Below are 26475 nucleotides of genomic sequence, written 5' to 3'. Positions count from 1 at the left end.
AAACGCTACGTCGCCCGCGAAATCTACCGACGCTTGGAAAACCCACCCCAACCACTTGACCCGGCATAGGAGCGTCCAACTCGGCGATCCGGGTGAGCGGTTCGGCGTACGCGGGCCAGTCGAGGCCGTCGACGCTGAGTGTGGGGCGGCGGCGTACGCCGTCCACCGCGCCCGCGTGCACGATCGCGGTCAGCAGGTCGTACGACCAGGCGGGCGCCAGCAGTGTCCGAAGCTCGGGCACGTCGGGGCGGAGCAGCGACAGCGCGCCGACGAGGGCGGCGGCGGCCCAGTTGGAGGTGCCGCCGACGAGCAGCGCGTCCGCGCCCACCACGCACCGGATCCGCTCGCCCGAGGCGACCACCCGTCCGATCAGGTCCGCGGGTAGGCGGCCCATGCCGATCTCGTTGCCGCCGTCGCCGATGCCGATCCGGTACGCCGGCCCGGAAGCGTAGAGCCGGTCCAGGGGTGCCGTGTGCGCGCCGATGTCCTCGCCGCGCATGTTGCGGGGCCGACCGTCCACCCCGGGCCCGACCCGTTCGCAGGCGATGAGGTGGGTCAGCCGGCCGTACTCGGGCAGGAGGGCGGCTTCCCACTCCTGGTAGCCCCGCAGCGGCGCGACGTCGACCGGCAGGCCGGGTGCGGCGGCGGCGACGGCCGCCTCGAGCACCGGGGCGCAGGGTTCGTCGGTGACGAGCCGGCATCGGCCACCGAGCAGGCGCAGCGCGGCGGCGATCTGGACCGCGCCGAGCGGGCCGTCGGTCTCCGCGGCGGGCGGCTCGGCGCCGGGGATGAAGAACCCGGTGAACACCGCGGCGTCGGGCGCTTTGGTGGCGGTGAGCGACCGGGCGGCGGTCAGCAGGCCACCCGCCGCGGGCTCGGCCAGCGCCTCGCTACCCCGGCCCACCTCGCGTGCGGCGACGCGCTCCAGCTCGGTGATCGTCTCTTCGATGCGCACCGTGTGCCTCCCCGGCGACAGTGGACCGACCCAGGGTAGCGGTGGACGGCAATGCTACGGATCGAGTGGAGTGACCCCATGAAGGCTGCGGAAACCAGCGGTCAAGAACGATCACAGCATTGGAAATCGTTGACGTGCTGTCAGCCGGTGACGTCCTTGCGCTACAGGCTGACAGTTGTTCGCGTCGGCCGGCGGTGGGAGCGTGCGGTATCCACGAACGCCGCTGAAGGGTTGCCACGATGACCGACGACCTGCTGGCCCGGCACCGGGCCGTGCTCCCGTCCTGGATGCCGTTGTACTACTCCGAGCCGATCGAGCTGGTGTCCGGCTCCGGCCGCCGGGTCACCGACGCGCAGGGTCGCAGCTACCTGGACTTCTTCGGCGGCGTGCTGACCAACATGATCGGGTACGACATCCCGGAGATCCGGGAGGCGGTCGAGCGGCAGCTCGCCACCGGCGTCGTGCACACCTCGACGCTCTACCTGATCCGCCAACAGGTGGAGTTGGCCGAGAAGATCGCCCAGCGCTCCGGCATCCCGGACGCCCGGGTGTTCTTCACCAACTCCGGCACCGAGGCGAACGAGGCGGCGCTGCTGGTCGCCACCAACCACCGCCGCTCGCACCAGATCCTGGCCGTGCGCAACAGCTACCACGGCCGGTCGTACGCGGCGATGGGCGTCACCGGCAACCGCAACTGGTCGGCCAGCGGCCTCAACCCGCTCCAGGTGGCCTGGCTGCACTCCGGTGACCGGGTGCGCGGGCTGCTGGCCCGGCTCAGCGCCGGGGAGCAGGTCGACGCGGCGGTGGAGGATCTGCGCGAGGTGTTGGCCACCCAGACCGCCGGTGACGTGGCCGCGCTGATCGCCGAGCCGATCCAGGGCGTGGGCGGTTTCGTGCACCCACCGGACGGGCTCTTCGCCGGTTGGAAGAAGGTCCTCGACGAGCACGACATCCTCTTCATCGCCGACGAGGTGCAGACCGGCTGGGGGCGTACCGGGGAGCACTTCTGGGGTTACCAGGCGCACGGCGTCACCCCGGACCTGCTCACCTTCGCCAAGGGCATCGGCAACGGGTTCGCCCTCGCCGGGGTGGTCGGCCGGGCCGAGGTGCTGGAGTCGGTGCCGGCCATCAGCTTCTCCACCTTCGGCGGCAACCCGATCTCCACGGCGGCCGGCAACGCGGTGCTCGACTACCTGATCGAGCACGACCTACAGGCGAACGCGGCCCGCGTCGGCGCGATCCTCGCCGACGGCCTGCGGTCCGCCGTGGGCGGGCTCGACTGCGTCGCCGAGGTACGCGGAAAGGGGCTGATGCTCGGCGTCGAGTTCGTCCGGCCGGGCAGCAGCGAACCGGACCCGACGCTGACCAACCGGGTCTTCGAAGCCGCCCGCGAGGGTGGCCTGCTGGCCGGCAAGGGCGGCCTCTACGGCAACGTGCTGCGGATGGGTCCACCGTTGACGCTGACCGAGGAGGAGGCCCGCGAGGGCCTCGCGATCCTCGTCGACGCGATCCGCGCGGCGGCGGGGGTGGCGGCATGAGCATCGGTCACTTCGTCGACGGCAAGCGGGTCGGCGGCACCTCGCAGCGGCGCGGCGACGTGTTCGACCCGGCGACCGGTCGGCGTACCGCCGAGGTCGAGCTGGCCTCGACCGCGGACGTCGACGTCGCCGTGCGGGCCGCCGCCCGCGCGGCGCGGGCCTGGCGGGACGCGTCGCTGGCACGGCGGTCCGCGGTGCTGTTCGCCTTCCGGGAGTTGGTGCACGCCCGCCGGGACCGGCTCGCCGAGGTGATCACCGCCGAGCACGGCAAGGTGCTCGCCGACGCCGCCGGGGAGGTGCAGCGCGGCCTGGAGGTCATCGAGTACGCGTGCGGTCTGCCGTCGGCGTTGCGCGGCGCGTTCAGCGAGAACGTGTCCACCGAGGTCGACTCGTACACCATCCGGCAGCCGCTCGGGGTGGTCGCGGTGATCTCCCCGTTCAACTTCCCGGTGATGGTGCCGCTGTGGTTCGTGCCGGTGGCCGTGGCCTGCGGCAACGCGGTGGTGCTCAAGCCGAGCGAGAAGGACCCGAGCGCGGCGCTGCTGCTGGCCGAGTGGTTCGCCGAGGCGGGGCTGCCCGACGGTGTGTTCAACGTGGTCAACGGCGACAAGGAGGCGGTCGACGCGGTGCTGGAGCACCCGGAGGTGCGGGCGGTGTCGTTCGTCGGCTCCACCCCGATCGCCCGGTACGTCTACCAGCGCGCAACGGCCGCCGGCAAGCGGGTGCAGGCGCTCGGTGGGGCGAAGAACCACATGGTGGTGCTCCCGGACGCCGACCTGGACCTGGCCGCCGACGCGGCGGTCAACGCCGGGTTCGGCTCGGCGGGGGAGCGGTGCATGGCCATCTCGGTGCTGGTGGCGGTGGAGCCGGTGGCGGACCCGCTCGTCGAGCGGATCGCCGCGCGGGTGACCGGGCTGCGTACCGGCGACGGCCGACGCGGCTGCGACATGGGCCCGCTGGTCACCGCCGCGCACGCGGCGAGGGTGCGCTCCTACGTGGAGGCCGGTGTCGCCGCCGGCGCGGTGCCGGTGGTGGACGGGCGGGACGTGACGCCGGACGGCGACCCGGCCGGTTTCTGGCTCGGCCCGACGCTCTTCGACCGGGTGACCCCGGACATGTCGATCTACACCGACGAGATCTTCGGGCCGGTGCTGAGCGTGGTCCGGGTCGGCTCGTACGACGAGGCGGTGGACCTGGTCAACGCCAGCCCGTACGGCAACGGCACGGCGATCTTCACCAACGACGGCGGTGCGGCCCGGCGCTACCAGCACGAGGTGGAGGTGGGCATGGTCGGGATCAACGTGCCCATCCCGGTGCCGATGGCGTACCACTCGTTCGGCGGCTGGAAGTCGTCCCTCTTCGGTGACCTGCACGCGCACGGCGAGGACGGGGTGCGGTTCTTCACCCGGGGCAAGGTCGTCACCAGCCGCTGGTTGGATCCGCGCCACGGCGGGGTCAATCTCGGGTTCCCCACCCAGACCTGAGCAGTCGCAGCACGCCCGCCCCGGCCAGGTACGCCACCAGCGCCGGGACGGGCGTGCCGAGCGGCTCCGGGGCCTGCTTCGGTGTGGTGCTGTTGACCAGCAGCGCGGCCAGCACGGCGGCGTAGCCGGCCGCCGCCAACACCGCCCGGGCCGGGGTGCCCCGAGGGGCCCGACGCCCGGTGCGGTGCCGGCCGCTGCGCGCCTCCACCGGCCCGAAGATGGCGACCAGCACCGCCAGGACGGCGCCGAGCAGCAGCAACCAGGGCACCCGCCAGGCCCACCAGGCGGCGGTGTCGACTGCCGGGGTGGGCAGCGTCCCGACCGCGTCGAGGAACCCGACCAGCAGGATCGCGGCGGTCAGGTGCCAGAGGAAGACTGTCAGCACCACCAGGTTGACCCCGATCACCAGCTGCCACGGCCCGGTGCGGCGCAGCAGCCGCTCCGCCGGGCCGCGCAGCAGCAGGATCAGCCCGAGCTGGGCGGCGGCGACGGCCAGCAACGCGAGGCTGGGCGGCGCGGCGTTGTCGAGCCGTTCGTCGGGCACCTTGAGCATGGCCACCGGCCAGGGGCCGAGCACGGTGAGCAGCAGCACCGCGCCCAGCCCGCCCGCGAGGAAGACCAGGCCGGCCCGGCGGGAGGTGGGCAGCCGCCGTCGGCGTACCCCCGGATGGTCGGGGGTCGACGGCCCGGCGGCGTCGGTCTCGGCCGGCGGTGGCGCGGAGCGGGCGTCGTGCCAGCCGAAGCTGAGTTGGTGGACGGCGAGCCAACCGAACAGGTAGTTGCCGTAGCTCAGCCCCTCCGGCCCGGTGAGCCGGCCGAGGTCGCCGAGGCCGACCAGGGCGACGAGCGCCAGCGGCACGGCCAGGCCGAGGCGGCGGTGCAGCGCGTACATCGGTGGGGTAAGCACGACCGCCGCCAGGTAGGCGACCAGGAACCAGAGCGGAATGGTGGCGAACCAGAACACCTCGCGGATCCGGGTCGGATCGACGCCGCGCACCCAGGCGACCGCCGCCGCGGCGGTGAGCACCAGCAGCAGGGTGCTGGTGGGGCGGACCAGGCGGGCGCTGCGGTCGACCAGCCAGCCGGCGGCGTCCCCGCCGCGGGCCCGCAGCCGGGTCAGCGAGGCCGCGTTGGCGTACCCCCCGACCAGGAAGAAGACCGGCATCACCTGGGCCAGCCAGGTCAGCGGGTACGCCCAGCGCAGGTCGCCGAGCGCGGAGTGCCCGGTGGCCTGCCCGGCGTCGTCGTGCCCGATCACCGTGACGCCCCAGTGTCCGAAAACGACCATGGTGATGGCGAGCGCGCGGAGCAGGTCGACGTACCGCTCCCGCCCAGCCGGGGTGCGCTCGGCCAGCTCGCGCAGACGGCGCATCGCCCCAGGTTAGGCGACCCGGCGGCGGCTGGTGGTGATAACGGTTCGACCGTCAGGACTTGAAGTCCAGGGCTGGCTGTCGTAGAAATTCTTCAGCAATAGAGCATTAACTGAAGAGAACTACCGCCCTCGCGCGACGGACGCCTCCCCCACAGACCGGCGATCCGCCCGACCCGACCCGAGGAGAACCCATGAACAGGCGTGACATCCTGCGGCGCAGCGCCGCCGCCGGCCTCCTGGCCACCCCCGCCGCCGGCCTGCTGTCCGGCTGCGCCACCGGTGGCGGTGACAAGAACGATGCCGAGACCTACCGGGGCACCAAGAGCGAACAGAACCCGCTCGGCGTGAAGGAGGACGCCCCACTCGAGGTGGTGATCTTCGGCGGCGGGTTCGGTGAGGAGTACGCCAAGGCCCACGAGGCCATGTACACCGAGAGGTACCCGAAGGCGAAGATCAAGCACTCCTCCACCCAGGAGATCAGCAAGACCCTTCAGCCGCGCTTCGTCGACGGCACCCCGCCGGACGTGGTCAACAACTCCGGCTCCAGCCAGATCGACTTCAACGGCCTGGTCAGCCAGAACGCCCTCGCCGGCCTCGACGAGCTGCTGGCCGCGCCGAGCCTCGACATCCCCGGCAAGACGGTCAAGGACACCCTGCTGCCCGGCGCGATCGAGGTCGGCTCCTACGACGGCAAGTTCCTGGTGCTCAACTACACCTACACCGCCTACGGCATCTGGCACTCCGCCAAGCTCTTCGCCGACCGCGGCTGGTCGTACGCGAAGAACTGGGACGAGCACATCGCGCTCTGCAAGCAGATCAAGGCCGCCGGCATCGCCCCCTGGACGTACGCCGGCCTGCACCCGCGCTACATGAGCTGGCCGCTGATCTCCACCGCGATCAAGTTCGGCGGCCCGTCCGTGGCGACCGCCATCGACAACCTGGAGCCGAACGCCTGGAAGTCCGACTCCATGCGCGCCGCCGCCGACGCCTGGCACCAGATCGTCAAGGACAAGTACATCCTGGAGGGCTCGCCCGGCCTGGACCACAAGCAGTCGCAGACCGCCTGGTGCCAGGGCAAGGCCGCCTTCATCTCCTGCGGCTCCTGGCTGGAGAGCGAGCAGAAGGACGTCACCCCGGCCGGGTTCAACATGACCATCGCGCCGACGCCGAGCCTGGGCAGCGGCGACAAACTGCCGTTCGAGGCGATCCGGGGCACCGCCGGAGAGCCGTTCATGGTGCCCGCCAAGGCCCGCAACGTCGCCGGCGGCCTGGAGTACTTCCGGACCATGCTCTCCAAGAAGGGCGCACAGGACTTCACGAAGAGGGTCGCCAGCCTCACCGTGGTCGCCGGCGCCACCGAGGGCGTCGAGCTGCCGTACGGGCTGAGCACCGTGGTCAAGGCCCTCGACGCGTCCGGCGCCAACGGCTTCAACTGGGTCTACAACAGCTTCTACCGCAAGTTGGAGCGCAACCTCGTCGACGCCGCGTGCGGCGAGTTCTTCAGCGGCCGGATCGGCCCCGCCGAGTTCCTCGAACAGTGCCAGAAGGGCGCCGACTCGATCGCCCAGGACAGCTCGATCAAGAAGTACAAGCGAGCGGCCTGACCGCCCGGCCGGTGGGGGAGAGGTCCACCCCCACCGGCCGTACCCCATCGGAAGAGGTCTTCTCGTGAAACATGGCAAGTGGCCGTTGATCGTCACGTTCCTGGTGCCGCCGGTGCTGCTGTACGTGTTCTTCGTCGTCTCGCCGTACCTCCAGGCGTTCCAGATCTCCACCACCGACTGGCTCGGCTACTCGGCGGACGCCAACTCGGTCGGCCTGGCCAACTTCAAGACCCTCTGGCACGACGACTACGTGTGGAACGCACTGAAGAACAACGCGATCCTGCTGGGTCTGGTGCCGGTGCTGACCATCGTGCTCGGGCTCTTCTTCGCCACCATGCTCGCCATGGGCGGGCGCAAGGGCAGTGCCGGCGTGACCGGCGTACGCGGCGGGGCGCTCTACCGCACGGTCTACTTCTTCCCCCAGGTGCTCTCCGTGGTGATCATCGCGCTGCTGTGGAAGGAGGTGTACCACCCCAACCAGGGGCTGCTCACCAGCGCCGCGCACGCGGTCGGCCTGCCCGCGCCGACCTGGCTCGGCGACCCGGCCACCGCCTTCTGGTGTGTGCTGGCGGTGATGGTCTGGAGCAACGTCGGCTTCTACGTGGTGCTGTTCGGCGCGGCGATGTCGGCTGTGCCGAAGGAGATCTACGAGGCGGTGCTGCTCGACGGCGCGTCCCGGTTCACCACCCTGCGCCGGGTCACCCTGCCGCTGCTCTGGGACACCGTCCAGGTCGCCTGGGTCTACCTGGCCATCTTCGCCCTGGACGGGTTCATCCTCGTACAGCTGATGACCAACGGTGGGCCGAACTTCTCCACCGATGTGATCGGCGTACGGATGTACGACACCGCCTTCGGCAGCGAGACCAAGTTCGGCTACGCCTCAGCGATCGGCGTGGTGATGTTCTTCCTGACCCTCTCGGTGGCGGTGCTGTCACTGCGGGTCGGCCGGCGCGAACGGATCGAGTACTCGTGACCACTCTGGATCAGCCCACCGCGACCGCCCCGACCCCGGTCGTCAGCCGGGACCGCCCGGTGCGCCGGGAACTGGGCGTGGCCAACGCCCTCTCGCACGGCTTCCTGCTGCTCTGGGGCCTGCTCACCGTACTGCCGCTGCTGTGGATGTTCATCAGCTCGTTCAAGACCAACGGTGAGATCCTCGCTGACCCGTGGGGGCTCCCCGGCGCGCTGCACCTGGACAACTGGGCGCGGGCCTGGACCGAAGCGCACATCGGCCGGTACTTCCTCAACAGCCTGGTGGTGGTGACCGGCTCGGTCAGCCTCACCATGCTGATGGGCGCCACCGCCGCGTACGTCTTCGCCCGCTACGAGTTCCGCGGCCGGCAGGTCGTCTACTACCTGTTCGTCGGCGGCCTGATGTTCCCGGTGTTCCTCGCCCTGGTGCCGCTCTTCTTCGTGGTCCGCAACGCCGGCCTCTTCAACACCTGGCTCGGGCTGATCCTCGTGTACGCGGCCTACTCGCTGCCGTTCACGGTGTTCTTCCTGACCGCGTTCTTCCGGACCCTGCCGACCTCGGTGGCGGAGGCCGCCCTGGTCGACGGCTGCGGTCACTTCCGGCTCTTCTTCCGGGTGATGCTCCCGATGGCGCGTCCGGGACTGATCAGTGTGGCGCTCTTCAACTTCCTCAGCCACTGGAACCAGTTCCTGCTGCCGCAGGTGCTGTTGCAGGGCGACGAGTCCAAGTGGATGCTGGCGCAGGGCCTGTTCGCGCTCTCGGTCAGCCAGGGCTACGCCGGCGACTACGCCCGGCTCTTCGCCGGGCTGAGCATCGCGGTGCTCCCGGTGCTCGCCGTCTACGTGGCGTTCCAACGCCAGGTGCAGGCCGGCCTCACCGCCGGCCAACTCAAGTAGGGCTCGTTCCTGTCTCCTCGCCATCGTGGTCGGCGTGACCGTGTGCAGCCACTCCGTACCGTCGACGACTCGGAACGCCCCGGGTCTGACCGATCCTGATCGGTCGACGGCACGGCTCGACGTGCGTGCTGCCCGACGTACGCCGGCCCTGGGGCTCCGGTCGACGTCGGCTCGCGCAGGCCGGCTCGGCGCCGACGCGCCGAGCCGGCCTGTCCTCAGATCGCGAGGGCCCCGCCGTCCACCGGGAGGAGCACACCGTGGATGTGTGACGCCTCCTCACTGGCGAGGAAGATCACGGCCGCGGCGGTGTCCTGCGCGGTGCCGGTATGCCTGTCCGGGTTGCTCTCGGCGATCTTCTCCAGGAGGGGGCGGAGGTTTTCGTTCCCCTCTGTGATGGTCGGTCCGGGGGCGACGGTGTTCACCCGCACACCGTCAGCGGCCAGCTCCGCGGCCCACGACCTCGTGAGCGAGTGCAGGCCCGCCTTGCTGGCGCCGTACAGCGAGGTGAACTTGATTCCCTCCACGCCGCCGATCGAACCTATGTTGATCACGGAGCCGCCGCCGTGCTCCACCATGGCGGGAACCAGGGTCGCCGTCAGAAGGTACGGGGCCTTGATGTTGACCTCCAGCACCTTGTCGATCTGCTCCTCGGTCGACTCCGTCATGGGGTGAGGCGGCACGAGAAAGGCCGCATTGTTGACCAGGATGTCGATCGGCCGACCCGCCAGGGCCGTCGCCTCCTGTGCCAGGCGGCGGATCTCTGAGCCACCCGCGGAGAGGTCTGCCTCGACGAAGTGGGCGATGCCACCCTCCGCGACGATTCCGTCGACGACCTGAGCACCCTGCTCCGCGCCAAGGCCGGTCACGACGACTGTGGCACCCTCGCGGGCCATCGCCTCCGCCACACCGCGCCCAATTCCGCTGGTCGAGCCTGTGACCAGTGCGGCACGCCCTTCGAGACGATTCATGTCGGTACCTCCGGTTCTTGCGCTGATGTCGATGGCTGCGGGACGGCTGAACCTCTCGTCGAACCCATCTTTAATTGCTTGAACAAGCAAGTATATCGAATGATTCCCTGGCAGGTACGGGCTCTGGTGCAATGCCACCACCAAAGGGCGGGTGCCGAGACCGCATCCCGGTATCGGCCGTCCCAGCCGGGGCCACGGCTTCGACAAGCGCTGTGCGGGGCGCGCGGGGCGCGCGGCGCGGCGCGTGTGCAGCGCCGGGGGCGTCAGGGGGTGGGGAAGAGGCGGGCGTGCAGAGCGGCCGGATCGGTCACCTCGGGTAGGCCGCGGGCGGCGAGCCAGGCTGCGGCGGCGGCCCCGTCTCCGGCGGTACGCAGCGGTGCCTGCGGCCAGTGCCGAGCGATCTCGGCCCGGACGGCGGCGGCGAGCGGGGTGTCCGCGGTGAGCAGGCCGCCGCCGAGCACGATCGGGGTCACCGCCCCGTCGGGGCGGATGCGGCTCACGCTCTCGGTGAGGTGCGCCGCGGCATCGGTGATCAGCTCGGTGGCGACCGGGTCGCCGTGGGTGGCGGCGTCGACGACCAGCGGTGCGAGCCGGGCCAGTTCGATGGGAGGTCGACGGGTCACCGTCTGGATGGTGGCGTCGACGGTGTCCCGGGGGCGGGCGGCGATGTCGGCGCTGCCCAGCAGTTCGGTGAGCACGGTCGTGGCCAGCGCGCCGAGCCCACGCCCCGCGTCGAGGTCGGCGAGCAGTCGGCGTACCGACTCCCGGCCGAGCCAGAAGCCCGAGCCGGCGTCGCCGAGGAGCCAGCCGTGACCGTCGGCGATCCGGTCGAGCCGCAGTTCGTGGACCTGCGCGGTGATCGCCCCGGTGCCGGCGATGAGGATCGTTCCCTCCGGGGCGGCGGTGCCGGAGGCGTACGCGACCAGGGCGTCGCCGTGCACCTCGTACGGGCAGCGCAGGCCGGCGTCGTGCCAGGCCCGGTCGAAGGCGGCCCGCCCGGCCGGGTCGGCGAGCAGCCGGCCCGCTCCGGCCAGCCCGATGGTGCCGGCGGCCACCCGCGTCGGGTCGACGTCGGCGAGCGCCTCGCGGAGCGCGGTGAGCAGTTCGGCGGCGGCGCGTTCGGCGCCGTGGCTGGTGGGGTTGCCACCGCCGGCGCGGCCGGTGCCGACGCGTTGCCCGGTGAGGGTGAGGACGGTCGCCCGGGTCGACGTGCCGCCGACATCGAGACCCACCACGACGGTGTCGGACATCGGCACGGGTCTCCTTGCGCGGATCGGCGATCTGGCTTGTTCATGCTGGTCGGCGGGGTCGCGCGGGGCAAGTTGTGGCGGGCGTGAGGGGCTGTGCAGCAGGTAACAGTTTGAAAACTTCGCCCACAGTCTTGACACAGAGGGCCCTTCAGTAAGAACTTTTACCACTAACAGTTAACAGTCTTTTCGGAAAATGGAGGCGACTCATGGTTGATCATGAGGTGGACACCGCCGCGGGGACCGCGGTGGTCGACGCCGATGTGGTCGACCGAAGGACCTCGGCCTCCGACGGGGTGCTGGCCCGGGTCCGCAACGGGCTCAGCGAGTTGACCGGCGCCCTGCGCCGGGTCGCCGAGCACGTGCTCAGCGACCCGGAGGCCGCCGCCCGCTCGACCATCGTCGAGCTGGCCGAGCGGAGCGGCACCTCACCGGCGACCATCACCCGCTTCTGCCGGGCGATGGGCTTCGAGGGGTACGCCGACCTGCGACTGGGCATCGCCTCCGAGACCGGCCGGGCCCGGTCGGCCGGTTGGACCGTCGACATCGGACGGGAGATCCAACCGAGCGACCCGCTCGCCCGGGTGCTCGACCAGATCATGGCCGCCGACACCCGGGCCATGCACGACACCGCCACCCTGCTCGACCTCGCCGAGGTGGAGCGGGCCGCGGTGGCGATCGCCGGCGCCAGCCGGGTGAACATCTTCGGCGCCAGCGGCAGCGCGCTGGTCGGCGAGGAGATGCAGTTCAGCCTGCATCGCATCGGTGTGGCGGCGTGGGCGTGGAACGACGTGCACGAGGGGCTGGCCAGCGCCGCGTTGCTGCGAGCGGGGGACGTGGCGCTCGGCATCTCGCACACCGGGCAGACCCGGGAGACGATCGAGATGCTCGCCGAGGCGGGCAGCCGGGGCGCCACCACGCTCGCGCTCACCGGTTTCCCCCGTTCACCGTTGGCCGAGCTGGCGGACATCGTGCTGCTCACGGCCAGCCAGGCGACCACCTTCCGGCCGGACGCGCTCTCCGCCCGGCACCCCCAGCTGGTGGTGCTCGACCTGCTCTACATCGCCGTCGCCCAACGCACGCACGACCGCGCGCACGCGGCCTTCCGGCGGACCGCGCAGGCCGTTGACGGGCACAAGGCAGCGAAGGGAACCCTTTCATGATCAGCGCTCAGGGGTACGCGGACGCCGTCCGCCCGGTGCTCGACCGGCTGCTCGACTCGGAGGCCGACGGGATCACCCGGGCCGCCGACCTGATCGCCGACAGCCTGCGCGACGGCGGCGTGCTCCAGGCGTTCGGCGCCGGCCACTCGGAGGCGTTCGCCGCCGAGCTGGTCGCCCGGGCCGGCGGGTTGGTCCCCACCAACCGGCTCTCGGTACGGGACCTGGTGATGCACGGTGACGCCCCGCGCGACGTGCTCGCCGACCCCAAGCTGGAACGTGATCCCTCCATCGCCCACCAGATCTACGCGCTCGCGGCGCCCCAGCCGCGCGACGTGTTCGTGGTGGCGTCCCAGTCCGGCATCAACGGCTCGGTGGTCGAGCTGGCGGCGCTGGTCACCGAGCGCGGTCACCCGTTGATCGCGGTCACCTCGGTCGAGCACACCGCGCGGGTCGCCCCGCGGCACCCGTCCGGGCATCGGCTCGCCGACCTCGCCGACGTCGTGCTGGACAATGGCGCGCCGTACGGCGATGCACTGCTGCCGCTCGAGGGCGGCGGCGCGGTCTGTGCGGTCTCCTCGGTCACCACGGCGCTGCTGGCGCAGCTGCTGACCGCGGAGGTCGTACGACGGTTCCACCAGGCCGGAGAGGTACCCCCTATCTACCTCTCCGCCAACGTCCCCGGCGGGGACGAGCACAACCTCGCCCTCGAGTCGCGGTACGCCGGACGTCTCCGGCGTACCGCATGACCCGAATTTCACAAGGAGAGACGACGATGTCGATTACCCCCGAACACCCGGCCGCACTCGACCGTCGCACGGTGCTGCGTCGCGCCGCCGCCGTGGGCATGCTCGCCACTCCGGCCATCGGCCTGCTCGGCGCCTGCGCCACCAGCGGCAGCGACGGTGACAGCGAGCAGGTCGCCGGCGGCACCAAGAGCGAGAAGAACCCGCTGGGCGTCAAGGAGGACGCCGCGATCGAGGTGGTCATCTTCAACGGTGGCTACGGCGAGAAGTACGCCACCGACGTGCACGAGCCGCTGTACAAGACGGCGTTCCCCAAGGCGGAGGTCAAGCACCAGGCCACCCAGGCCGTCTCCACGGTGCTTCAGCCGCGGTTCGCGTCCGGCAACCCGCCGGAGTTCGTGAACAACTCGGGCGAGAAGCTGATGGACTTCGGCGCGCTCGTCGCCGACGGTCAGCTCCAGGACCTCACCGAGCTGTGGGACGCGCCGTCGGTCGACGACCCGGCCAAGAAGGTCCGCGACACCGTGGTGCCGGGCACCATCGAGGCGGGCTCGTTCAACGGCAAGCCGTACGTGCTGTACTACGTCTCCACCGTCTTCGGCATCTGGTACTCCGGGAAGCTGTTCAAGGACAACGGCTGGGCGCCGGCGAAGAACTGGGAAGAGTTCATGACCCTGCTCACGGCCATCAAGGCCAAGGGCATCACCCCGTACGGGTACGCCGGGGCGAACGCGGCCTACTACCAGTGGAACGTGATCCTCACCCACGCCGCCAAGATCGGCGGTGTGGACGTGCTGAAGAACATCGACAACCTGGAGGACGGCGCCTGGAAGCAGGACGCCGTCAAGCAGGCGGCCACCGCGTGGGCCGAGGTCGGGGCGAAGTTCAGCGACAAGAGCTTCGAGGGCCTCAAGCACACCGACGTGCAGCTGCGGCAGAACCAGTACAAGGTGGCCATGTACCCCAGCGGTGACTGGCTGGAGGGCGAGCAGAAGAAGGACACCCCGGCCGGCTTCGAGTACCAGCTCATGCCGGTGCCGAGCCTGACCGCCTCGGACAAGCTGCCGGCCACCGCGCTGCGCGCGACCGCCGGTGAGGGCTACTTTGTCTCGGCGAAGAGCAAGAACCCCAAGGGCGGCCTGGAGTACATGCGCCAGATGCTGTCGAAGGCGGGCGCGAAGGGCTTCACCGAGGTGGTCAAGGCCCCGACCGTGGTCACCGCCGGCTCGGAGGGCTTCGCCTTCCCGCCCGGTGTGGCCAGCTCGCAGGCCGCGCTCAAGGCGGCCGGTCAGGACGTGTTCAACCTGTACTTCGACGGCTGGTACAAGGAGCTCGACACGGAGGCGCGTACCGCCACCAACGAGCTGATGTTCGGCCGGATCAACGCGGACGCCTTCGTGGAGCGGATCCAGAAGCGCGCCGACGCGATCAAGAAGGACAGCTCGATCGCCAAGTTCAAGCGCTGATCGATCGGAGCTAGGGTCATGCGGCACGGCAAGTATCCATTCGTGATCGGGTTCCTGTTCGCCCCGGTCGCGCTGTACGTGACATTCGTGATCTGGCCGTACGCCCAGGCGTTCCAGATCTCGATGACCAACTGGCGGGGGCTTTCCGCCCCGCAGTGGGTGGGCTTCGACAACTACCGGAGGTTGCTCGACGACGGGGCCTTCTGGAAGGCGGTCCAGCACCACGGCGTACTGCTGCTTGCCCTGCCGCTGATCACCGTTGCCATCGCCCTGTTCTTCGCCTTCCTGCTCAACGTGGGCGGCAAGAGCAGCGGCGGGCAGCGCCAGGGGGTCTGGGGGGCGAAGTTCTACCGGGTGGTGTTCTTCTTCCCCCAGGTCCTCGCGGTGGCCATCATCGCGGTGCTGTTCCAGATGGTGTACCGGCCGAACGAGTCGGGCCTGATCAACGGCGTGCTGATGAAGCTCGGCCTGGAGCCGATCCTCTTCCTGGTCCAGCCGAACCTGGCCCTCTGGTCGATCATCGCGGTGCTGGTCTGGCAGGCGGTCGGTTTCTACGTGGTGCTCTTCTCGGCCGGCATGGCCTCCATTCCCGGTGAGATCTACGAGGCCGCGGAGATGGACGGGGCGACCCGGGTGACGCTGTTCTTCCGGGTCACCCTGCCGCTGCTGTGGGACACCCTCCAGGTGGCCTGGGTGTACCTCGGGATCGCGGCGTTCGACGCGTTCGCCATCGTGGCGGTGCTCTCGGTGGACGGTGGCGGCCCGGACGGCGCCACCACCGTGCTGGCCATGGAGATCTACCGCAACGCGTTCGTCTACTCGAAGTACGGCTACGCCTCGGCGATGGGCGTGGCGTTGTTCTTCCTCACCCTCACGTTCGCGGCGCTGACGCTGCGGCTCACCAAGCGGGAAAGCGTGGAGTACTGATGAATCCGCAGTCGACGCTGCCGCCGACACCGGCGGCGCTGCCGCCGAAGACCGGTGACCCGTCCGCCCCCGCCGGGCCGGGGCCCAAGGGCCCCCGCTCGGAGGTACGGCTCTTCGCCGGCCTGGGGCACGTCGCGCTCGCCGTGTGGGCGGTGATCGTGATCGTGCCGATCCTCTGGACCTTCCTCGCCGCGTTCAAGAACACCACCGAGATCTTCAGCAGCCCATGGACGCTCCCGGCCGAGCTGCGCTGGGAGAACTTCGGGCGGGCCTGGACCAAGGCGAACGTCGGCCGATATTTCCTGAACAGCCTGATCGTCGTGTCGTGCAGCACGTTCCTCACCATGCTGCTCGGCTCGATGGCCGCGTACGTGCTGGCCCGCTACCGGTTCTGGGGCAACCGGGCGGTCTACTACCTCTTCGTCTCGGGGTTGGCCTTCCCGGTCTTCCTGGCCCTGGTGCCGCTCTTCTTCGTGGTGAAGAACCTGGGCCTGCTGGGCACGCATACCGGCGTGGTGCTGGTCTACAGCGCGTACTCGTTGCCGTTCACGGTGTTCTTCCTGGCCGCGTTCTTCAAGACGCTGCCGTCGTCGGTGGCCGAGGCGGGAATGATCGACGGCTGCGGGCACACCCGGCTGTTCTTCCAGGTGATGATGCCGATGGCGAAGCCGGGCCTGATCAGCGTCGCGATCTTCAACATCATCGGTCAGTGGGCGCAGTACCAGCTTCCGTTGGTGCTGCTCTCCAACGCCAAGGACAAGTGGGTGCTCACCCAGGGCATCGCCGACATCTCGGTCAACGCCGGCTACGAGGCGGACTGGTCGGGGTTGTTCGCCGCGCTGACCATCGCCATCCTCCCGATGATCATCGTGTACGCGGTCTTCCAGCGTCAGATCCAGGCCGGCCTCACCTCCGGCGCGGTGAAGTAGGACGCCTCACCGCTCGTCGACCCGGGTGTGCCAGGAGCGCCACAGGGCGGCGTACGCGCCGTCGGCCGCGACCAGCTCGTCGTGGCTGCCGATCTCGGTGATCCGACCGTCCGCCAGCACGGCGACCCGGTCGGCGTCGTGGGCGGTGTTGAGCCGGTGCGCGATCGCGATGACGGTCCGCCCGACCAGCACGGCGGCCAGCGCGCGCTCGGTCCGTCGGGCGGTGGACGGGTCGAGCGCGGCGGTGGCCTCGTCCAGGATCAGCGTGTGCGGGTCGGCGAGCACCAACCGGGCCAGCGCGAGCTGCTGAGCCTCGGCCGCACCGAGCTGACGGGCCCCGTCGCCGAGCTGGGTGTCCAGGTCGTCGGGCAGCTCGGCATACCACTCGGCGCCCACGGTGAGCAGCGCGGCGCGCATCTGCTCGTCGGAGGCGTCGGGCGCGGCGAAGGAGAGGTTGTCGCGCACCGAGCCGATGAAGACGTGGTGCTCCTGGGTGACCAGGGCGATCCGGCGGCGTCGCTCGGCCGGGTCGAGGTCGGTGACCGGGCAACCGCCGATGCTGACGACGCCCTGGCGCGGTGCGTCGATCCCGGCCAGCAGACGGGCCAGGGTGGACTTGCCGGCGCCGGACGGGCCGACGACGGCCAGCCGCTCACCGGGCTGCACCTCCAGGTCGATGCCGTGCAGCACGTCCGGCCCGTCGGCGTAGGAGAACCGCGCGCCACGGACGACGAGCCGCTCACCGCGTGACTCGGCGGTCGTGCCGGGCGGTTCCGGTGGGACCATGCCGACGCCGAGGACCCGGGCGTACGACGCGAAGCCGCGTTGCGCCTGCTCCGTCCACTGCAGCAGCCGGTCCAACGGGTCGATCGCCTGTTGCAGGTAGAGCGCGGCGGCGACCACCGCGCCGAGCGACACCATGTCCTCGGAGAGCAGGTAACCACCGACGAGCAGGACCATGGCGACCGGCAGCGGGTAGCTGGCCTCGACGACCGAGAAGAACACGGTACGCAGCGCGAGGGTCGCCCGACGGGCCCGCCACACCAGGGTGACGCGGGTGGTGCCGTGCCGGATCCGGTCGTCGGCCAGCCGCAGCGCCTCCACCGTGCGGGCGCCCTCGGCGGTGGTGGTCAGCGTCTCGGTCAGCTCGGCCGCCGCCGCGCCCTCGGTGAGGTACGCGGAGCTGGCCCGGCGCAGGTACCAGCGGGTCACCGCCACGATCGACGGGAGCCCGGCCAGCGCGGCCAGCCCGAGTAGCGGGTGCAGCAGGAAGACCGCGCCGAACAGCAACGTCAACTGCACCGTGGCGATGACGATGGTGGGCACCACGTCCCGGACGGTGGTGCCCACCGTCGACACGTCGACCGAGCTGCGGGTGGCCAGGTCACCGGCGCCGGCGCGTTCGACCACCGAGACGGGCAGCCCGAGAGTCCGGGAGACGAACTGCTCGCGCAGCTCGGCGACGGCCCGTTCGCCGAAGCGGTGGCCGGCGTACTGGGCGTACCGGGAGAGCAGGGCGCTGACCAGGACGCAGCCGGCGATGGCCAGTGCCAGCCGGTCCACCGTGGCCACGCCCGCACCCGCGGTGACCCGGTCGACGATGGTGCCCAGCAGCCACGGCGGGGCGAGCCCGGCGACCGCGGCGGCGCTGTGCAGCGCCAGTACGACCCCGACGGCGCGCCGGTGCCGGCTGATCATGTCCCGCAGGGCCCGGCGTACGGTGCCGCGGTCGGCGACCGGCAGCCCGCTCACCGGTACGCCTCCTCGCTGCCGCGGGCCACCAGGTGCCGGTAGGCCGGGTCGCCGTCGAGCAGGTCGGCGTGGCTGCCGGTGGCGGTGATCCGGCCGGCGCTCAGGTGCGCGACCAGGTCGGCCCGGCCGAGCAGCAGTGGCGAGGTGGCGATCACCACGGTGGTCCGCCCGGCCCGCGCGGCCCGCAGCCGTTCGGCGATCCGTGCCTCGGTGTGCGCGTCCACCGCCGACGTCGGGTCGACGAGGATCAGCACCTCCGGCTCGCTGCTCAGCGCCCGGGCCAGGCGGAGCCGTTGGCGTTGACCGCCGGAGAGCGTCCGGGCCCGGGCGTCGATCGAAGTGTCCAGCCTGGCGGGCAGGGCGTCGACGACGTCCTGCGCCGAGGCGGTCCGCAGCGCCGAGCTGAGCCGTTCGTCATCGTCGTCGGCCCCGGCGCGCAGGATGTCGCGCAGCGTCCCGGCGAAGAGGTAGGAGTCGTGGTCGGCGACGAGGATCCGCGCGCGGACCTCGTCCAGGGCGACCTCGCGCAGCGGCACGCCGCCCCAGGTGACGCCGCTAACGACGTACCGGCCGAGCCGGTCGGCCAACGCCACGGCCGCCGCCGGGTCGTCTGCCGCCACCCCGGTCAGCTGGCCGGCGCGCACGGTCAGGCCGGTCACCGGGTCGTGCAGGTCGGCCGGGCCGTCCGGCGCGCCCGGGCCATCCGGCCGGCGGGTCTCGGGCACGGCGCCCGGCCACCGCCGACCCGGGCCGCCGACGTCGTCCGGTGTCACGCTGAGCAGGTCGGCGATCCGCCGGGCGGCGACCCGACCGCGGATGAGCTGGTAACTGCCCTCCAGCAGAAACCAGACCGGCACGATCAGGGTGGCCACGTAGCCGTAGACGGCGACCAGCTCGCCGATCGTGACCTCACCGGCCACCGCCATCCGGGCCGTCAGCCACACCACGGCCGCCAAGAACAAGCCGGGGATGGCGACTGTCGCCGCGTCGATCCAGCTGTTGACCGCGCCGACCCGGTAGCCCTCGGCGCGCAGCTCCTGGGACCGGGCCGCGTACCGCCGGGCGAACAGGTCCCGGCCGCCCACCCCGGCGAGCACCCGCAGCCCGGCCACGATGTCGCCGGATCGGGCGGTGAGCGCGCCCTGTTGCCGGCGGTAGACCGATTCGACCCGCTCCAGGCGGCGCAGCAGCGGCCCGACGACCAGACCGACCGCCGGCACCCCCACCAGCACGCAGAGCGCGAGCATCGGGGAGATCGACCAGAGCACCACGGCGATCACCCCGTACGCGACGACCGCCCCGACGCCCGGCCCGGTCAGCGTCAGCACCTGCGCCGTCCAGTCGATGTCGGAGCCACCGATGGTGGACACCTCGCCCGCCCCGACCCGGCGGGGCAGCACCGCGCCGATGCGGGACAGGTGGCGCAGCAGGACCTCCGCCGAGCGGGCCTTGGCGTCCTCCCGGATGAAGGTCATCGTGCGGTGCCGCATGATGCCCAGGTAGGACAGGGCCACGCCCGCGACGACGATCGCCGCGACCCAGAGCGCCAGGGCCTGGGTGTCGCGTTGACGCAGCCCGTCATCGACGGCGCGGGCGATCAGGTAGGGCCGGGCCGAGAGGCCGATCATCCAGGCCGTCCCGATCAGGCTGCCGCGCAGCACCCGCCAGGGTTGGCAGCGGACCAGCCACCAGAGGTATCGCATCGGACCACGGGTGTCGGGGGTGCCAGGATCGGGATGCGGGATCTGCGGAGGCACCTGGTCACGCTACCGACCGGCCCCGACACCCCACCGGCCCGACCATGGTGAAGTGCGCCTCCGTTTCTGTCGCACGGGACAGGCAGAATCGCGTTCGTGCTGGTGGCGGTGGCGTCCGACGAGCGGGGTGGGGGAGTGCTGTGCCCGCTGGACGCCACCGGCCGACCGTCCGGTCCGGCCGAGGCCGTCGCCGACCTGGTCGCCGCGGTCGCCGCCCGCGAGGCCGCCGGGCACCCGCGCTGGGTCTGGTCGAGCGCCGCGGCGGTCTACCCGGCGCTGCTGCGCGCCGGCGTGCGGGTCGACCGGTGTCACGACGTGGAGTTGACCGAGGCGTTGCTGCTCGGGCACGCGGGCCGCTGGGGCGAGCCCCGCTCGCTGGCCGCCGCCTGGGCCCGGCTGACCGGCGCGGCGGTGCCGCCGGACCCGCCGCCGCGCGCCGCCGCACCACCCGGGCACGGGCAGGGCGCGCTCTTCGACACCCTGCCCGGTCCGCCGGGCCCGGGCATCGAGGCACTGACCCGGGTGTACGCCGACCAACTCGTTCGCGTCGCGGCGACCGAGCACCCCGGCCGGTTCCGGTTGCTGGTGGCCGCCGAGTCGGCCGGCGCGCTGATCGCGGTGGAGATGGGCGTCGCCGGGCTGCCCTGGCGAGCCGACGTGCACAACGAGATCCTGCACGAGCTGCTCGGTGAGGCGTCCCCGGTCGGTGGGCCGCCACGCCGCCTTGCCGAGTTGGCCGCCCGGATCGCCGACGCGCTCGGCGTACGCGGCCTGCACACCGACTCCCCGGCGGAGCTGCTGAAGGCGTTCGCCCGGGTCGGGGTGGAGCTGCCCAACACCCGGGCCTGGGTGCTGCGCGGGGTGGATCATCCGGCGGTGCCACTGGTGCTCGAATACAAGGAGCTCTACCGGATCTGGACGGCGCACGGCTGGGCCTGGCTCGATCAGTGGGTGCGGGGCGGCCGGTTCCAACCGGAGTACGTGCCCGGTGGTGTCGTGTCCGGCCGGTGGGCCACCCGGGGTGGCGGCGCGTTGCAGATCCCCAAGGTGATCCGGCGGGCGGTGGTGGCCGATCCGGGCTGGCGGTTGGTGGTCGCCGACGCCGGCCAGTTGGAGCCCCGGGTGCTGGCCGCGGTCTCCGGCGACGCGCGGTTGGCGGCGGCGGGTGGCGCCGGCGACCTCTACGCGGCCCTGGCCCGGGACTCGTTCGGTGGCGACCGGGCCAAGGCCAAGGTGGCGCTGCTCGGCGCGATGTACGGGCAGACCGGCGGGGCCGCGGTGCCCGCGTTGGCGGTGCTGAAGCGCAGCTACCCGACGGCGTTCGGTTACGTCGAGGCGGCCGCGCGCACCGGTGAGACGGGTGGTCTGGTGCGGTCGTGGCTGGGGCGGACATGCCCGCCCGGCTCGGCCGGGTTCGGCGATCTCGACGACGAGCCCTCCGATCCGGAGGGGGCGGCCGATCCGCGCAGTCCACGGGCGCGGGCCGCACGGTCCCGGGGGCGCTTCACCCGCAACTTCGTCATCCAGGCCACCGCCGCGGAGTGGGCCTCCACGTTGTTGGCCACGCTGCGCACGGAGTTGGCCGGCACCGACGCCGAGCTGGTCTTCTTCCAGCACGACGAGGTGGTCGTGCACGCGCCCGCCGGTCAGGCGGACGCGGTCGCCGAGGCTGTCAATCGGTCGGGCGAGCGCGCCTCCGCGCTGCTCTTCGGTGCGACGCCGGTCCGGTTCCCACTGGACCTGTCCATCGTCGACTGCTACGCCGACGCGGCCTGACCGACGGAGTGTCCGGGATGGCGGATGCCGGTCGTGTAACGGTTGTGCTATTTCTCCTTTTCGCCCCGCCACCCGGGGCTGGCCGTCCTCGTTGCAGTGTCCGTAGGAGGGGACGGATCTGTCACGGTCCGTCCCGTGCTGGAGGGGGCGCAGCTGAACCGGATCGCAGGAATGATCATCGCCGCAGGCGGGGGACGACGGATCGGTGGTCCCGAGGCGCTGCTGCACCAGGGCGACAAGCCCCTGGTGAATCAGATGATCGACACGATGACCGAGGCGGGCTGCGAGCAGATCGTGGTCGTCCTGGGTGCCGCCGCCGAGCAGGTCCAGGAGACCGCCGACCTGGGCAAGGCCACCGTTGTGATCAACAAGGCGTGGGGCACCGGAGTCGGCTCGTCCATCCGGGCCGGCCTGGCCGCCATGGACGACGAGGGGATCGAGGCGGTGGTGGTGGTCCCGGTCGACATGCCGGGCCTGACCGCCGAGGCGGTCAGCCGGGTGGCCGCGCTGCCGTACCCGGACGTGCTGGTCTGCGCCACCTACGACGGGTTGCGCGGCTACCCGATGCTGTTCGGCCGCCGGCACTGGCCCGGCATCGCCACGCTGGCCAGCGCGGACGTGGGCGCCCGGCCGTACCTGTTGGCGCACAAGGACCAGATCGTCGACATCGCCTGCGACTCGGTGGCCGACGGCAGCCGGGTCGACACCCCGGAGCTGATGCAGATGTACGGGCTCACCGTCCCGCCGCAGCGCGTCGGGGTCTAGGCGGTCGAGGGGGCGGGCCACGCCACGTGGTCGATCGCGAGCCACGGCGCGGCGGCCACCGCCGTGGGCGTCTGCCCGGCGAACTCCCTGACGTCGCGGTGCAGGTGTGACTGGTCGACGTAGCCGCCCTCGGTGGCGGCAGTGGCGGCGGAGTGACCTGCGGCGAGAAGGTGCACGGCGTGGTCGAACCGCACCAGGCGGGCGGCGCGTTTGGGTGTGATGCCCAGCTGGGACCGGAAGCGGGACAGCAGGCGCTTGCGGCTCCAGCCGACCTCGTCGGCCAGGCTGTCGACGCGTACCCGGCCTCGGCTGGTGCGGGTCCGCCGCCAGGCGTGGGCGACCTCCGGATCGGCCGGTCGACGGGTGTCCAGCCGACGGCCGAGGATCTCCGTGACGATGGCGAACCGTTCGTCCCAGGACGCGGTGGCGCGCAGCCTGGTCTCCGCGCGTTCGGCGTGACGACCCCAGACGTCGTCGAGGGAAACCACCGCCCCGCAGATCTCCGTCGACGCGCCGAGCACGGCGGCCGCGGCGACCGGCTCCAGCCGGATCTGAAGGCACTCGCCGAACCCCCGGCCCGTCGCCCGGAGGTCGCCGGGAAGCAGGCCGACGACGGCACTGCCACTTCTGTGCTGGCCGTCCACGGCGTAGGTGAGGCCCGTTTCCTCGCTGAGGTCGACGAGCAGGGTGATCGACGGGTGCGCGACCATGGCGATGTCCACCGGTGCGCAGGCGCGGTGCCGGAACCCGGCCATGCGGACCCCCGGCAACCGGGCCGACGGGCGCGGGACCACCACGTCCACCAACGACCAGTCGAGCGGGCTCGTCCCCATCGGCCGCATCTGCCGAGTCTAGACAGTCGGGGTCGCCGGTGGGGTGCCCGCGGCCGTTGCCGTGAAGCCCAGCAGCAGCCTGCCGGTTGCCTCGGGCGCTTCCAACATGGGTACGTGTCCGACGCCGGGCAGCAGCTCGACCCGCGCCTTCGGCACCACGTCGTACTGGTGCGCCGACGACGGCTCCCAGCGGGGGTCGTCGCCGCCGAAGACCACCAGCACCGGGACGTCGAGAGCGGTGAGGCGCTCGGGCACGTTCCGCTCCTCGAGGTACGCGTGGTGAGCGCGCAGCACCGACCTCAGCGTGCGGTATGTGATGTGTCGGACGTCGCTGACCAGATCGTCCGGAACGTCGACCGGACGCGCGCAGGTGACGCTGATCCCCCTGCGGATCATGGCGTCCGAGCGTCGCGCCCAGAGAAGCGGACCGAGCGGCGGGGCCAACAGGGCCCGGAGCAGGGCCGGCTGTGGAAGCAGAGCGTCGGGACTCGGGCCGGTGCTGACCAGTGCGAGCGAGCGCACCAGGTCCGGGCGTCGTTCGGCGAGCGCGGTGGCGGTGTAGCCGCCGCTGGAGTGCCCGAGTGCGACGACGGACCGGACGCCGAGCTTGTCGAGCACCGCCGCCACCCGGTCCGCCTGGTCGGGCACCGCGTACGACGGCGGGGCCGGAGACCGGCCGCAGCCCGGGAGGTCCACCCGGATGACGTGGTGGTGGCCGGCGAGCGCCGGCACCACCGGACTCCAGGAGGCGCCCGACATCCCCGATCCGTGGATCAGCAACAGCGGCGGCGCCTCCCGCGGACCGTCGTGCACCACGTGCATTCCCTGCGACTGCGCAACGTCGTACTCGCCCATGGGAACGACGATGCCCGGGCCCCTGGTCGTCCGTCTTGGACAAATGTCACCGCGGGGTTCCGCCGGTGGCCGCGCTGCCGTACCCGGACGCGCTGGGGAGCGGACGTCGCGCTGCCGAGGTCAGCGTGGACGGCGGGTGGTGGCGCGAGTCACGATGTGCCACCGATGCTGCGGCGAGGTCTGGGTGGGACGTCCGAGCGCCACACGTGCGCAGTGGGCCCCCTGGTCGCGCAGGGACTGGGCCAGGGTGGTCAGTCCGGCGTCCGCAGCCGCGTCCGAATCGTCCCAGCCGGTCAGGGTCAGGTCGTCGGGTAGGTGCAGGCCGGCTCGTGCGGCGGCGCGCAGGGCCCCGAGGGCCAGCTCGTCACTCATCGCGGCGATGGCGTCCGGTGGCTCGGCACCCTGTAGTAGCTCGAGAGCGAAGGTCTCCCCTTCGGTGCTGTGGTTGACCGGGCAGACGGCCAGCCGCAGCTGTGTGGCCGGGTGACCCGCCTGCGTCCAGGCGTCGAGGAAGCCCTCCCATCGGTGGCGGGTGACCGGGTACTTCATGTCGACCACGTCGCCGCCGGTGAGTAGGTGGCGGGTGCGCCTCCGGTCCAGCGGGAAGCCGAGCACGAGCGGGCGGCGGGCTTCGGCGAACGCGGTCTGACCGATCGCGGCGGCGGCGGCTCGGTCATCGATGCCGATCACCGGCATTCCCCTCCCGTGCGGGCCGGCGTGCACCACCGCGGGCAGGCCGGTGTCGGCGACGGCGTCCAGGACCGGGTCATCGTCGCTGGTGGTCCAGACGACGAAGCCGTCCACGGCTGCCTGCGCGACGCGCTCCGCGTCGGTGGGTGCGCCGGTGATCGGGACCAGGGTGAGTCCGACGCCTTCGGCGGCGCACACGTCGGAGACCCCCGCGAGGAAGCGCGTCGCCTGCGGATCGTCGAAGGCGTAGCTCAACCGCTCGCCGAGTACGACGCCGAGCGTGCCGACCCGCCCACGGCGCAACCCGCGGGCGGCCGGGTGTGGCCCGGGGTAGCCCAGCTTCTGCGCCGCCGCGCGCACCTTCGCCGCAGCCTCGGCGGAAACCCTTGAAGGCTGGGAGTAGGTATAGGAAACCGTCATCGGCGAGACGCCGGCAGCGCTCGCCACCTGTCGCAGCGTCGGCCGCTTGGGGTTGCCCGCGGGGCGGTTCATGGCACAGACTCTAACTGTGTATCGATACACAACGCGGCAGCGGACCGAGACCGAGACCGAGACGTTCGTACGGGATTCGCCGACAGTGCTCTCGTACGCCGCCCTGGGCTGCTGGACGTTCTGGCTGTACGCCTTCGGACCGGCACTGACCCTCCTGCGCGAGGAGTGGGGGTTCTCCTACACGCTGCTCGGCGTCTATGAACTGCTCCTGGCGGCGGGCGCGGCCCTCGCCGCGATTGGGTTCGTGTGGGCGGCTCGCCGTCTGGCCCGGGGTGTGCTGTTGTGGTCCTCGGCCCTCGCCACGGTCATCGGTGCGGGTCTGTTCACCCTCGGCGGGGGCGTACCGGCCACCCTGCTCGGCGCCGTGGTGCTCGGTCTGGCCGGGACCACCATGCTCACCGTGGTTCAGGCGGTTCTGTCCGACCGACACGGTGATCGGCGGGACCGGGCGTTGACCGAGGCCAACGTGGGCGCCGGCGCCTCCGCGGTGTTCGCCCCGCTGATCCTCGGCGTGCTGGCGGCCAGCGCGGTGGGCTGGCGCGCCGCGTTCGCGTTGCCGGCCGCCGTCCTCCTGGTGCTGTACCTGCGCTACCGCCGCCAGCCGCTACCGGCGGTGCCTCAGCCCGCCGTGGCGAAGGGAGCCCGAGGTTTGCCGCTGGCCTGCTGGCTGTTCGCCGTGCTGACCGCGGTCAGTTCGGCGATCGAGTTCTGTCTGGTGTACTTCGGACCCCAGTTGCTCATCCACGCCGGCATGTCCGCCACCGCCGCCAGCACCGCGCTGAGCAGCAACTACCTCGGTATCCTGATCGGGCGTCTGCTCGGCGCGCGGCTCACCCGCCGTCCCGGCCGCGGCGTCGCGTTGCTGTACGCCTCATTGGCGGTCACCGGCCCCAGTTTCGTGCTGTTCTGGCTGACCGACCAGCCGATTCTCGCCGTCCTCGGGCTGTTCCTGTGCGGGGTGGGCATCGCGAACCTCTATCCGCTCGCGCTCGCGCTCACCCTCGGCGCGGCCGGCGGACAGGAGGACCGGGCCAACGCCCGCTCGCAACTGATCCTCGGCGTGGTCGCTGGCGTCTCCCCGTTCCTGCTCGGCAGCCTGGCGGACCGGTACGGGCTGGTCACCGCCTTCGCCCTCGAACCGGTACTGATCGGCGTCTGCCTTCTGATGCTGTGGGGCGGCCTTCGTGCCCGCCGCACCAACGCCTGAGACGGACGCCGCTCCCTGCGGCAGGCCGGGCGGCGGAGTGCAGGTCAGGGTGCCGAGACGACGTCGCCGCCACCAGCCCTCGA

The 26475-nt window shown here is 71.6% G+C and carries 22 protein-coding genes; 13 read left to right on the top strand and 9 right to left on the bottom strand.

Going from position 1 to position 26475, the window contains the following annotated elements; all coding sequences use genetic code 11:
• On the bottom strand, window positions 1-955 hold a 955-nt coding region (locus AC5L30_RS32160), incomplete at its 3' end, for a glutamate cyclase domain-containing protein (protein ID WP_494871959.1).
• 239 nt (window positions 956-1194) lie between these two features.
• On the opposite strand from AC5L30_RS32160, the gene AC5L30_RS32155 reads away from it, so the two are divergent.
• Both AC5L30_RS32155 and AC5L30_RS32150 read left to right on the top strand, forming a co-directional pair.
• A complete protein-coding gene (locus AC5L30_RS32155; RefSeq protein ID WP_494871958.1) occupies window positions 1195-2493 on the top strand; it encodes an aspartate aminotransferase family protein in 1299 nt (432 codons plus the stop codon).
• Window positions 2490-3977, top strand: a complete 1488-nt coding sequence (locus tag AC5L30_RS32150; RefSeq protein ID WP_494871957.1) for a CoA-acylating methylmalonate-semialdehyde dehydrogenase — start codon at window positions 2490-2492, stop codon at window positions 3975-3977. Before AC5L30_RS32155 ends, AC5L30_RS32150 begins: the two co-directional genes overlap by 4 nt.
• Here the strand turns inward: AC5L30_RS32150 and AC5L30_RS32145 are convergent.
• Window positions 3949-5349: an acyltransferase family protein gene (locus AC5L30_RS32145; RefSeq protein ID WP_494871956.1), complete on the bottom strand. Its 1401-nt coding sequence runs from the start codon at window positions 5347-5349 to the stop codon at window positions 3949-3951. The two genes, AC5L30_RS32150 and AC5L30_RS32145, sit on opposite strands and share 29 nt — an antisense overlap.
• A gap of 191 nt (window positions 5350-5540) precedes the next feature.
• On the opposite strand from AC5L30_RS32145, the gene ngcE (AC5L30_RS32140) reads away from it, so the two are divergent.
• From ngcE (AC5L30_RS32140) to AC5L30_RS32130, 3 genes are all read left to right on the top strand, one after another.
• On the top strand, window positions 5541-6953 hold the full coding sequence (gene ngcE, locus AC5L30_RS32140; RefSeq protein ID WP_494871955.1) for an N-acetylglucosamine/diacetylchitobiose ABC transporter substrate-binding protein: 1413 nt from the start codon (window positions 5541-5543) through the stop codon (window positions 6951-6953).
• Between the two features lie 64 nt (window positions 6954-7017).
• Window positions 7018-7926, top strand: coding sequence for a carbohydrate ABC transporter permease (locus tag AC5L30_RS32135; protein WP_238687073.1), 909 nt, complete (start codon window positions 7018-7020; stop codon window positions 7924-7926).
• Complete coding sequence (locus AC5L30_RS32130; protein WP_494871954.1) at window positions 7923-8822, top strand: carbohydrate ABC transporter permease; 900 nt, start codon at window positions 7923-7925, stop codon at window positions 8820-8822. Before AC5L30_RS32135 ends, AC5L30_RS32130 begins: the two co-directional genes overlap by 4 nt.
• 215 nt (window positions 8823-9037) lie before the next feature.
• Here the strand turns inward: AC5L30_RS32130 and AC5L30_RS32125 are convergent, their stop codons facing one another.
• Together AC5L30_RS32125 and AC5L30_RS32120 are read right to left on the bottom strand one after the other, a co-directional pair.
• Window positions 9038-9928, bottom strand: coding sequence for an SDR family NAD(P)-dependent oxidoreductase (locus AC5L30_RS32125; protein ID WP_494871953.1), 891 nt, complete (start codon window positions 9926-9928; stop codon window positions 9038-9040).
• Between the two features lie 125 nt (window positions 9929-10053).
• Complete coding sequence (locus AC5L30_RS32120; RefSeq protein ID WP_494871951.1) at window positions 10054-11040, bottom strand: N-acetylglucosamine kinase; 987 nt, start codon at window positions 11038-11040, stop codon at window positions 10054-10056.
• 206 nt (window positions 11041-11246) lie between these two features.
• Here AC5L30_RS32120 and AC5L30_RS32115 point away from each other — a divergent pair, with 206 nt between their 5' ends.
• From AC5L30_RS32115 to AC5L30_RS32095, 5 genes are read left to right on the top strand one after another with little or no spacing between them, the layout of a single operon-like run.
• Window positions 11247-12200: a MurR/RpiR family transcriptional regulator gene (locus AC5L30_RS32115; RefSeq protein ID WP_494871950.1), complete on the top strand. Its 954-nt coding sequence runs from the start codon at window positions 11247-11249 to the stop codon at window positions 12198-12200.
• Window positions 12197-12946: a sugar isomerase domain-containing protein gene (locus tag AC5L30_RS32110; RefSeq protein WP_091403970.1), complete on the top strand. Its 750-nt coding sequence runs from the start codon at window positions 12197-12199 to the stop codon at window positions 12944-12946. The genes AC5L30_RS32115 and AC5L30_RS32110 overlap by 4 nt, the downstream gene beginning before the upstream one ends.
• 26 nt (window positions 12947-12972) lie before the next feature.
• On the top strand, window positions 12973-14409 hold the full coding sequence (gene ngcE, locus AC5L30_RS32105; protein WP_494871948.1) for an N-acetylglucosamine/diacetylchitobiose ABC transporter substrate-binding protein: 1437 nt from the start codon (window positions 12973-12975) through the stop codon (window positions 14407-14409).
• Between the two features lie 18 nt (window positions 14410-14427).
• The gene (locus tag AC5L30_RS32100) at window positions 14428-15336 is read left to right on the top strand and encodes a carbohydrate ABC transporter permease (protein ID WP_494871947.1); all 909 of its coding nucleotides are present in this window, start codon (window positions 14428-14430) and stop codon (window positions 15334-15336) included.
• Window positions 15336-16265, top strand: coding sequence for a carbohydrate ABC transporter permease (locus AC5L30_RS32095; RefSeq protein ID WP_494871945.1), 930 nt, complete (start codon window positions 15336-15338; stop codon window positions 16263-16265). Before AC5L30_RS32100 ends, AC5L30_RS32095 begins: the two co-directional genes overlap by 1 nt.
• A 6-nt stretch (window positions 16266-16271) precedes the next feature.
• Here AC5L30_RS32095 and AC5L30_RS32090 read toward each other — a convergent pair whose 3' ends face one another.
• Together AC5L30_RS32090 and AC5L30_RS32085 are read right to left on the bottom strand one after the other, a co-directional pair.
• On the bottom strand, window positions 16272-17963 hold the full coding sequence (locus AC5L30_RS32090; protein ID WP_494871968.1) for an ABC transporter ATP-binding protein: 1692 nt from the start codon (window positions 17961-17963) through the stop codon (window positions 16272-16274).
• A gap of 50 nt (window positions 17964-18013) precedes the next feature.
• Entirely contained in the window at window positions 18014-19720 is a 1707-nt protein-coding gene (locus AC5L30_RS32085) for an ABC transporter ATP-binding protein (protein WP_494871966.1), read from the bottom strand.
• 120 nt (window positions 19721-19840) lie between these two features.
• Here AC5L30_RS32085 and AC5L30_RS32080 point away from each other — a divergent pair, with 120 nt between their 5' ends.
• Together AC5L30_RS32080 and AC5L30_RS32075 are read left to right on the top strand one after the other, a co-directional pair.
• Window positions 19841-21550 (top strand): bifunctional 3'-5' exonuclease/DNA polymerase, encoded by a 1710-nt coding sequence (locus AC5L30_RS32080; protein WP_494871965.1) that lies wholly within the window; start codon window positions 19841-19843, stop codon window positions 21548-21550.
• Window positions 21551-21721: 171 nt separating this feature from the next.
• Window positions 21722-22315, top strand: a complete 594-nt coding sequence (locus tag AC5L30_RS32075; RefSeq protein WP_494871963.1) for a nucleotidyltransferase family protein — start codon at window positions 21722-21724, stop codon at window positions 22313-22315.
• On the opposite strand, the gene AC5L30_RS32070 is transcribed toward AC5L30_RS32075, so the two are convergent.
• The 3 genes from AC5L30_RS32070 to AC5L30_RS32060 all read right to left on the bottom strand — a co-directional run bounded on the left by AC5L30_RS32070 (window position 22312) and on the right by AC5L30_RS32060 (window position 25185).
• Window positions 22312-23157: a helix-turn-helix domain-containing protein gene (locus AC5L30_RS32070; RefSeq protein ID WP_494871944.1), complete on the bottom strand. Its 846-nt coding sequence runs from the start codon at window positions 23155-23157 to the stop codon at window positions 22312-22314. The genes AC5L30_RS32075 and AC5L30_RS32070 overlap by 4 nt on opposite strands.
• A 9-nt stretch (window positions 23158-23166) precedes the next feature.
• Complete coding sequence (locus AC5L30_RS32065) at window positions 23167-24003, bottom strand: alpha/beta fold hydrolase (protein WP_494871943.1); 837 nt, start codon at window positions 24001-24003, stop codon at window positions 23167-23169.
• 120 nt (window positions 24004-24123) lie between these two features.
• Window positions 24124-25185 carry a LacI family DNA-binding transcriptional regulator gene (locus tag AC5L30_RS32060; RefSeq protein WP_494871942.1) on the bottom strand — a complete coding sequence of 354 codons (1062 nt, stop codon included), beginning with the start codon at window positions 25183-25185 and terminating at the stop codon, window positions 24124-24126.
• Between the two features lie 16 nt (window positions 25186-25201).
• Between AC5L30_RS32060 and AC5L30_RS32055 the strand changes: the two genes are divergently transcribed.
• Complete coding sequence (locus tag AC5L30_RS32055) at window positions 25202-26392, top strand: MFS transporter (RefSeq protein WP_494871940.1); 1191 nt, start codon at window positions 25202-25204, stop codon at window positions 26390-26392.
• Window positions 26393-26475: the final 83 nt, after the last annotated feature.

It is taken from the genome of Micromonospora sp. BQ32, from assembly GCF_059358895.1.
This window is presented reverse-complemented; position numbering and strand designations above follow the sequence as displayed.

What these genes read in the sequence shown, in the direction of transcription:
- AC5L30_RS32065 (WP_494871943.1), bottom strand. Translation starts at nt 24,003, where the DNA reads ATGGGCGAGTACGACGTTGCGCAGTCGCAGGGAATGCACGTGGTGCAC.
- ngcE (WP_494871948.1), top strand. Translation starts at nt 12,973, where the DNA reads ATGTCGATTACCCCCGAACACCCGGCCGCACTCGACCGTCGCACGGTG.
- AC5L30_RS32090 (WP_494871968.1), bottom strand. Translation starts at nt 17,963, where the DNA reads ATGATCAGCCGGCACCGGCGCGCCGTCGGGGTCGTACTGGCGCTGCAC.
- AC5L30_RS32155 (WP_494871958.1), top strand. Translation starts at nt 1,195, where the DNA reads ATGACCGACGACCTGCTGGCCCGGCACCGGGCCGTGCTCCCGTCCTGG.
- AC5L30_RS32085 (WP_494871966.1), bottom strand. Translation starts at nt 19,720, where the DNA reads ATGCGATACCTCTGGTGGCTGGTCCGCTGCCAACCCTGGCGGGTGCTG.
- AC5L30_RS32060 (WP_494871942.1), bottom strand. Translation starts at nt 25,185, where the DNA reads ATGAACCGCCCCGCGGGCAACCCCAAGCGGCCGACGCTGCGACAGGTG.
- AC5L30_RS32145 (WP_494871956.1), bottom strand. Translation starts at nt 5,349, where the DNA reads ATGCGCCGTCTGCGCGAGCTGGCCGAGCGCACCCCGGCTGGGCGGGAG.
- AC5L30_RS32110 (WP_091403970.1), top strand. Translation starts at nt 12,197, where the DNA reads ATGATCAGCGCTCAGGGGTACGCGGACGCCGTCCGCCCGGTGCTCGAC.
- AC5L30_RS32115 (WP_494871950.1), top strand. Translation starts at nt 11,247, where the DNA reads ATGGTTGATCATGAGGTGGACACCGCCGCGGGGACCGCGGTGGTCGAC.
- AC5L30_RS32100 (WP_494871947.1), top strand. Translation starts at nt 14,428, where the DNA reads ATGCGGCACGGCAAGTATCCATTCGTGATCGGGTTCCTGTTCGCCCCG.
- AC5L30_RS32095 (WP_494871945.1), top strand. Translation starts at nt 15,336, where the DNA reads ATGAATCCGCAGTCGACGCTGCCGCCGACACCGGCGGCGCTGCCGCCG.
- AC5L30_RS32120 (WP_494871951.1), bottom strand. Translation starts at nt 11,040, where the DNA reads ATGTCCGACACCGTCGTGGTGGGTCTCGATGTCGGCGGCACGTCGACC.
- AC5L30_RS32150 (WP_494871957.1), top strand. Translation starts at nt 2,490, where the DNA reads ATGAGCATCGGTCACTTCGTCGACGGCAAGCGGGTCGGCGGCACCTCG.
- AC5L30_RS32070 (WP_494871944.1), bottom strand. Translation starts at nt 23,157, where the DNA reads ATGCGGCCGATGGGGACGAGCCCGCTCGACTGGTCGTTGGTGGACGTG.
- AC5L30_RS32075 (WP_494871963.1), top strand. Translation starts at nt 21,722, where the DNA reads ATGATCATCGCCGCAGGCGGGGGACGACGGATCGGTGGTCCCGAGGCG.
- ngcE (WP_494871955.1), top strand. Translation starts at nt 5,541, where the DNA reads ATGAACAGGCGTGACATCCTGCGGCGCAGCGCCGCCGCCGGCCTCCTG.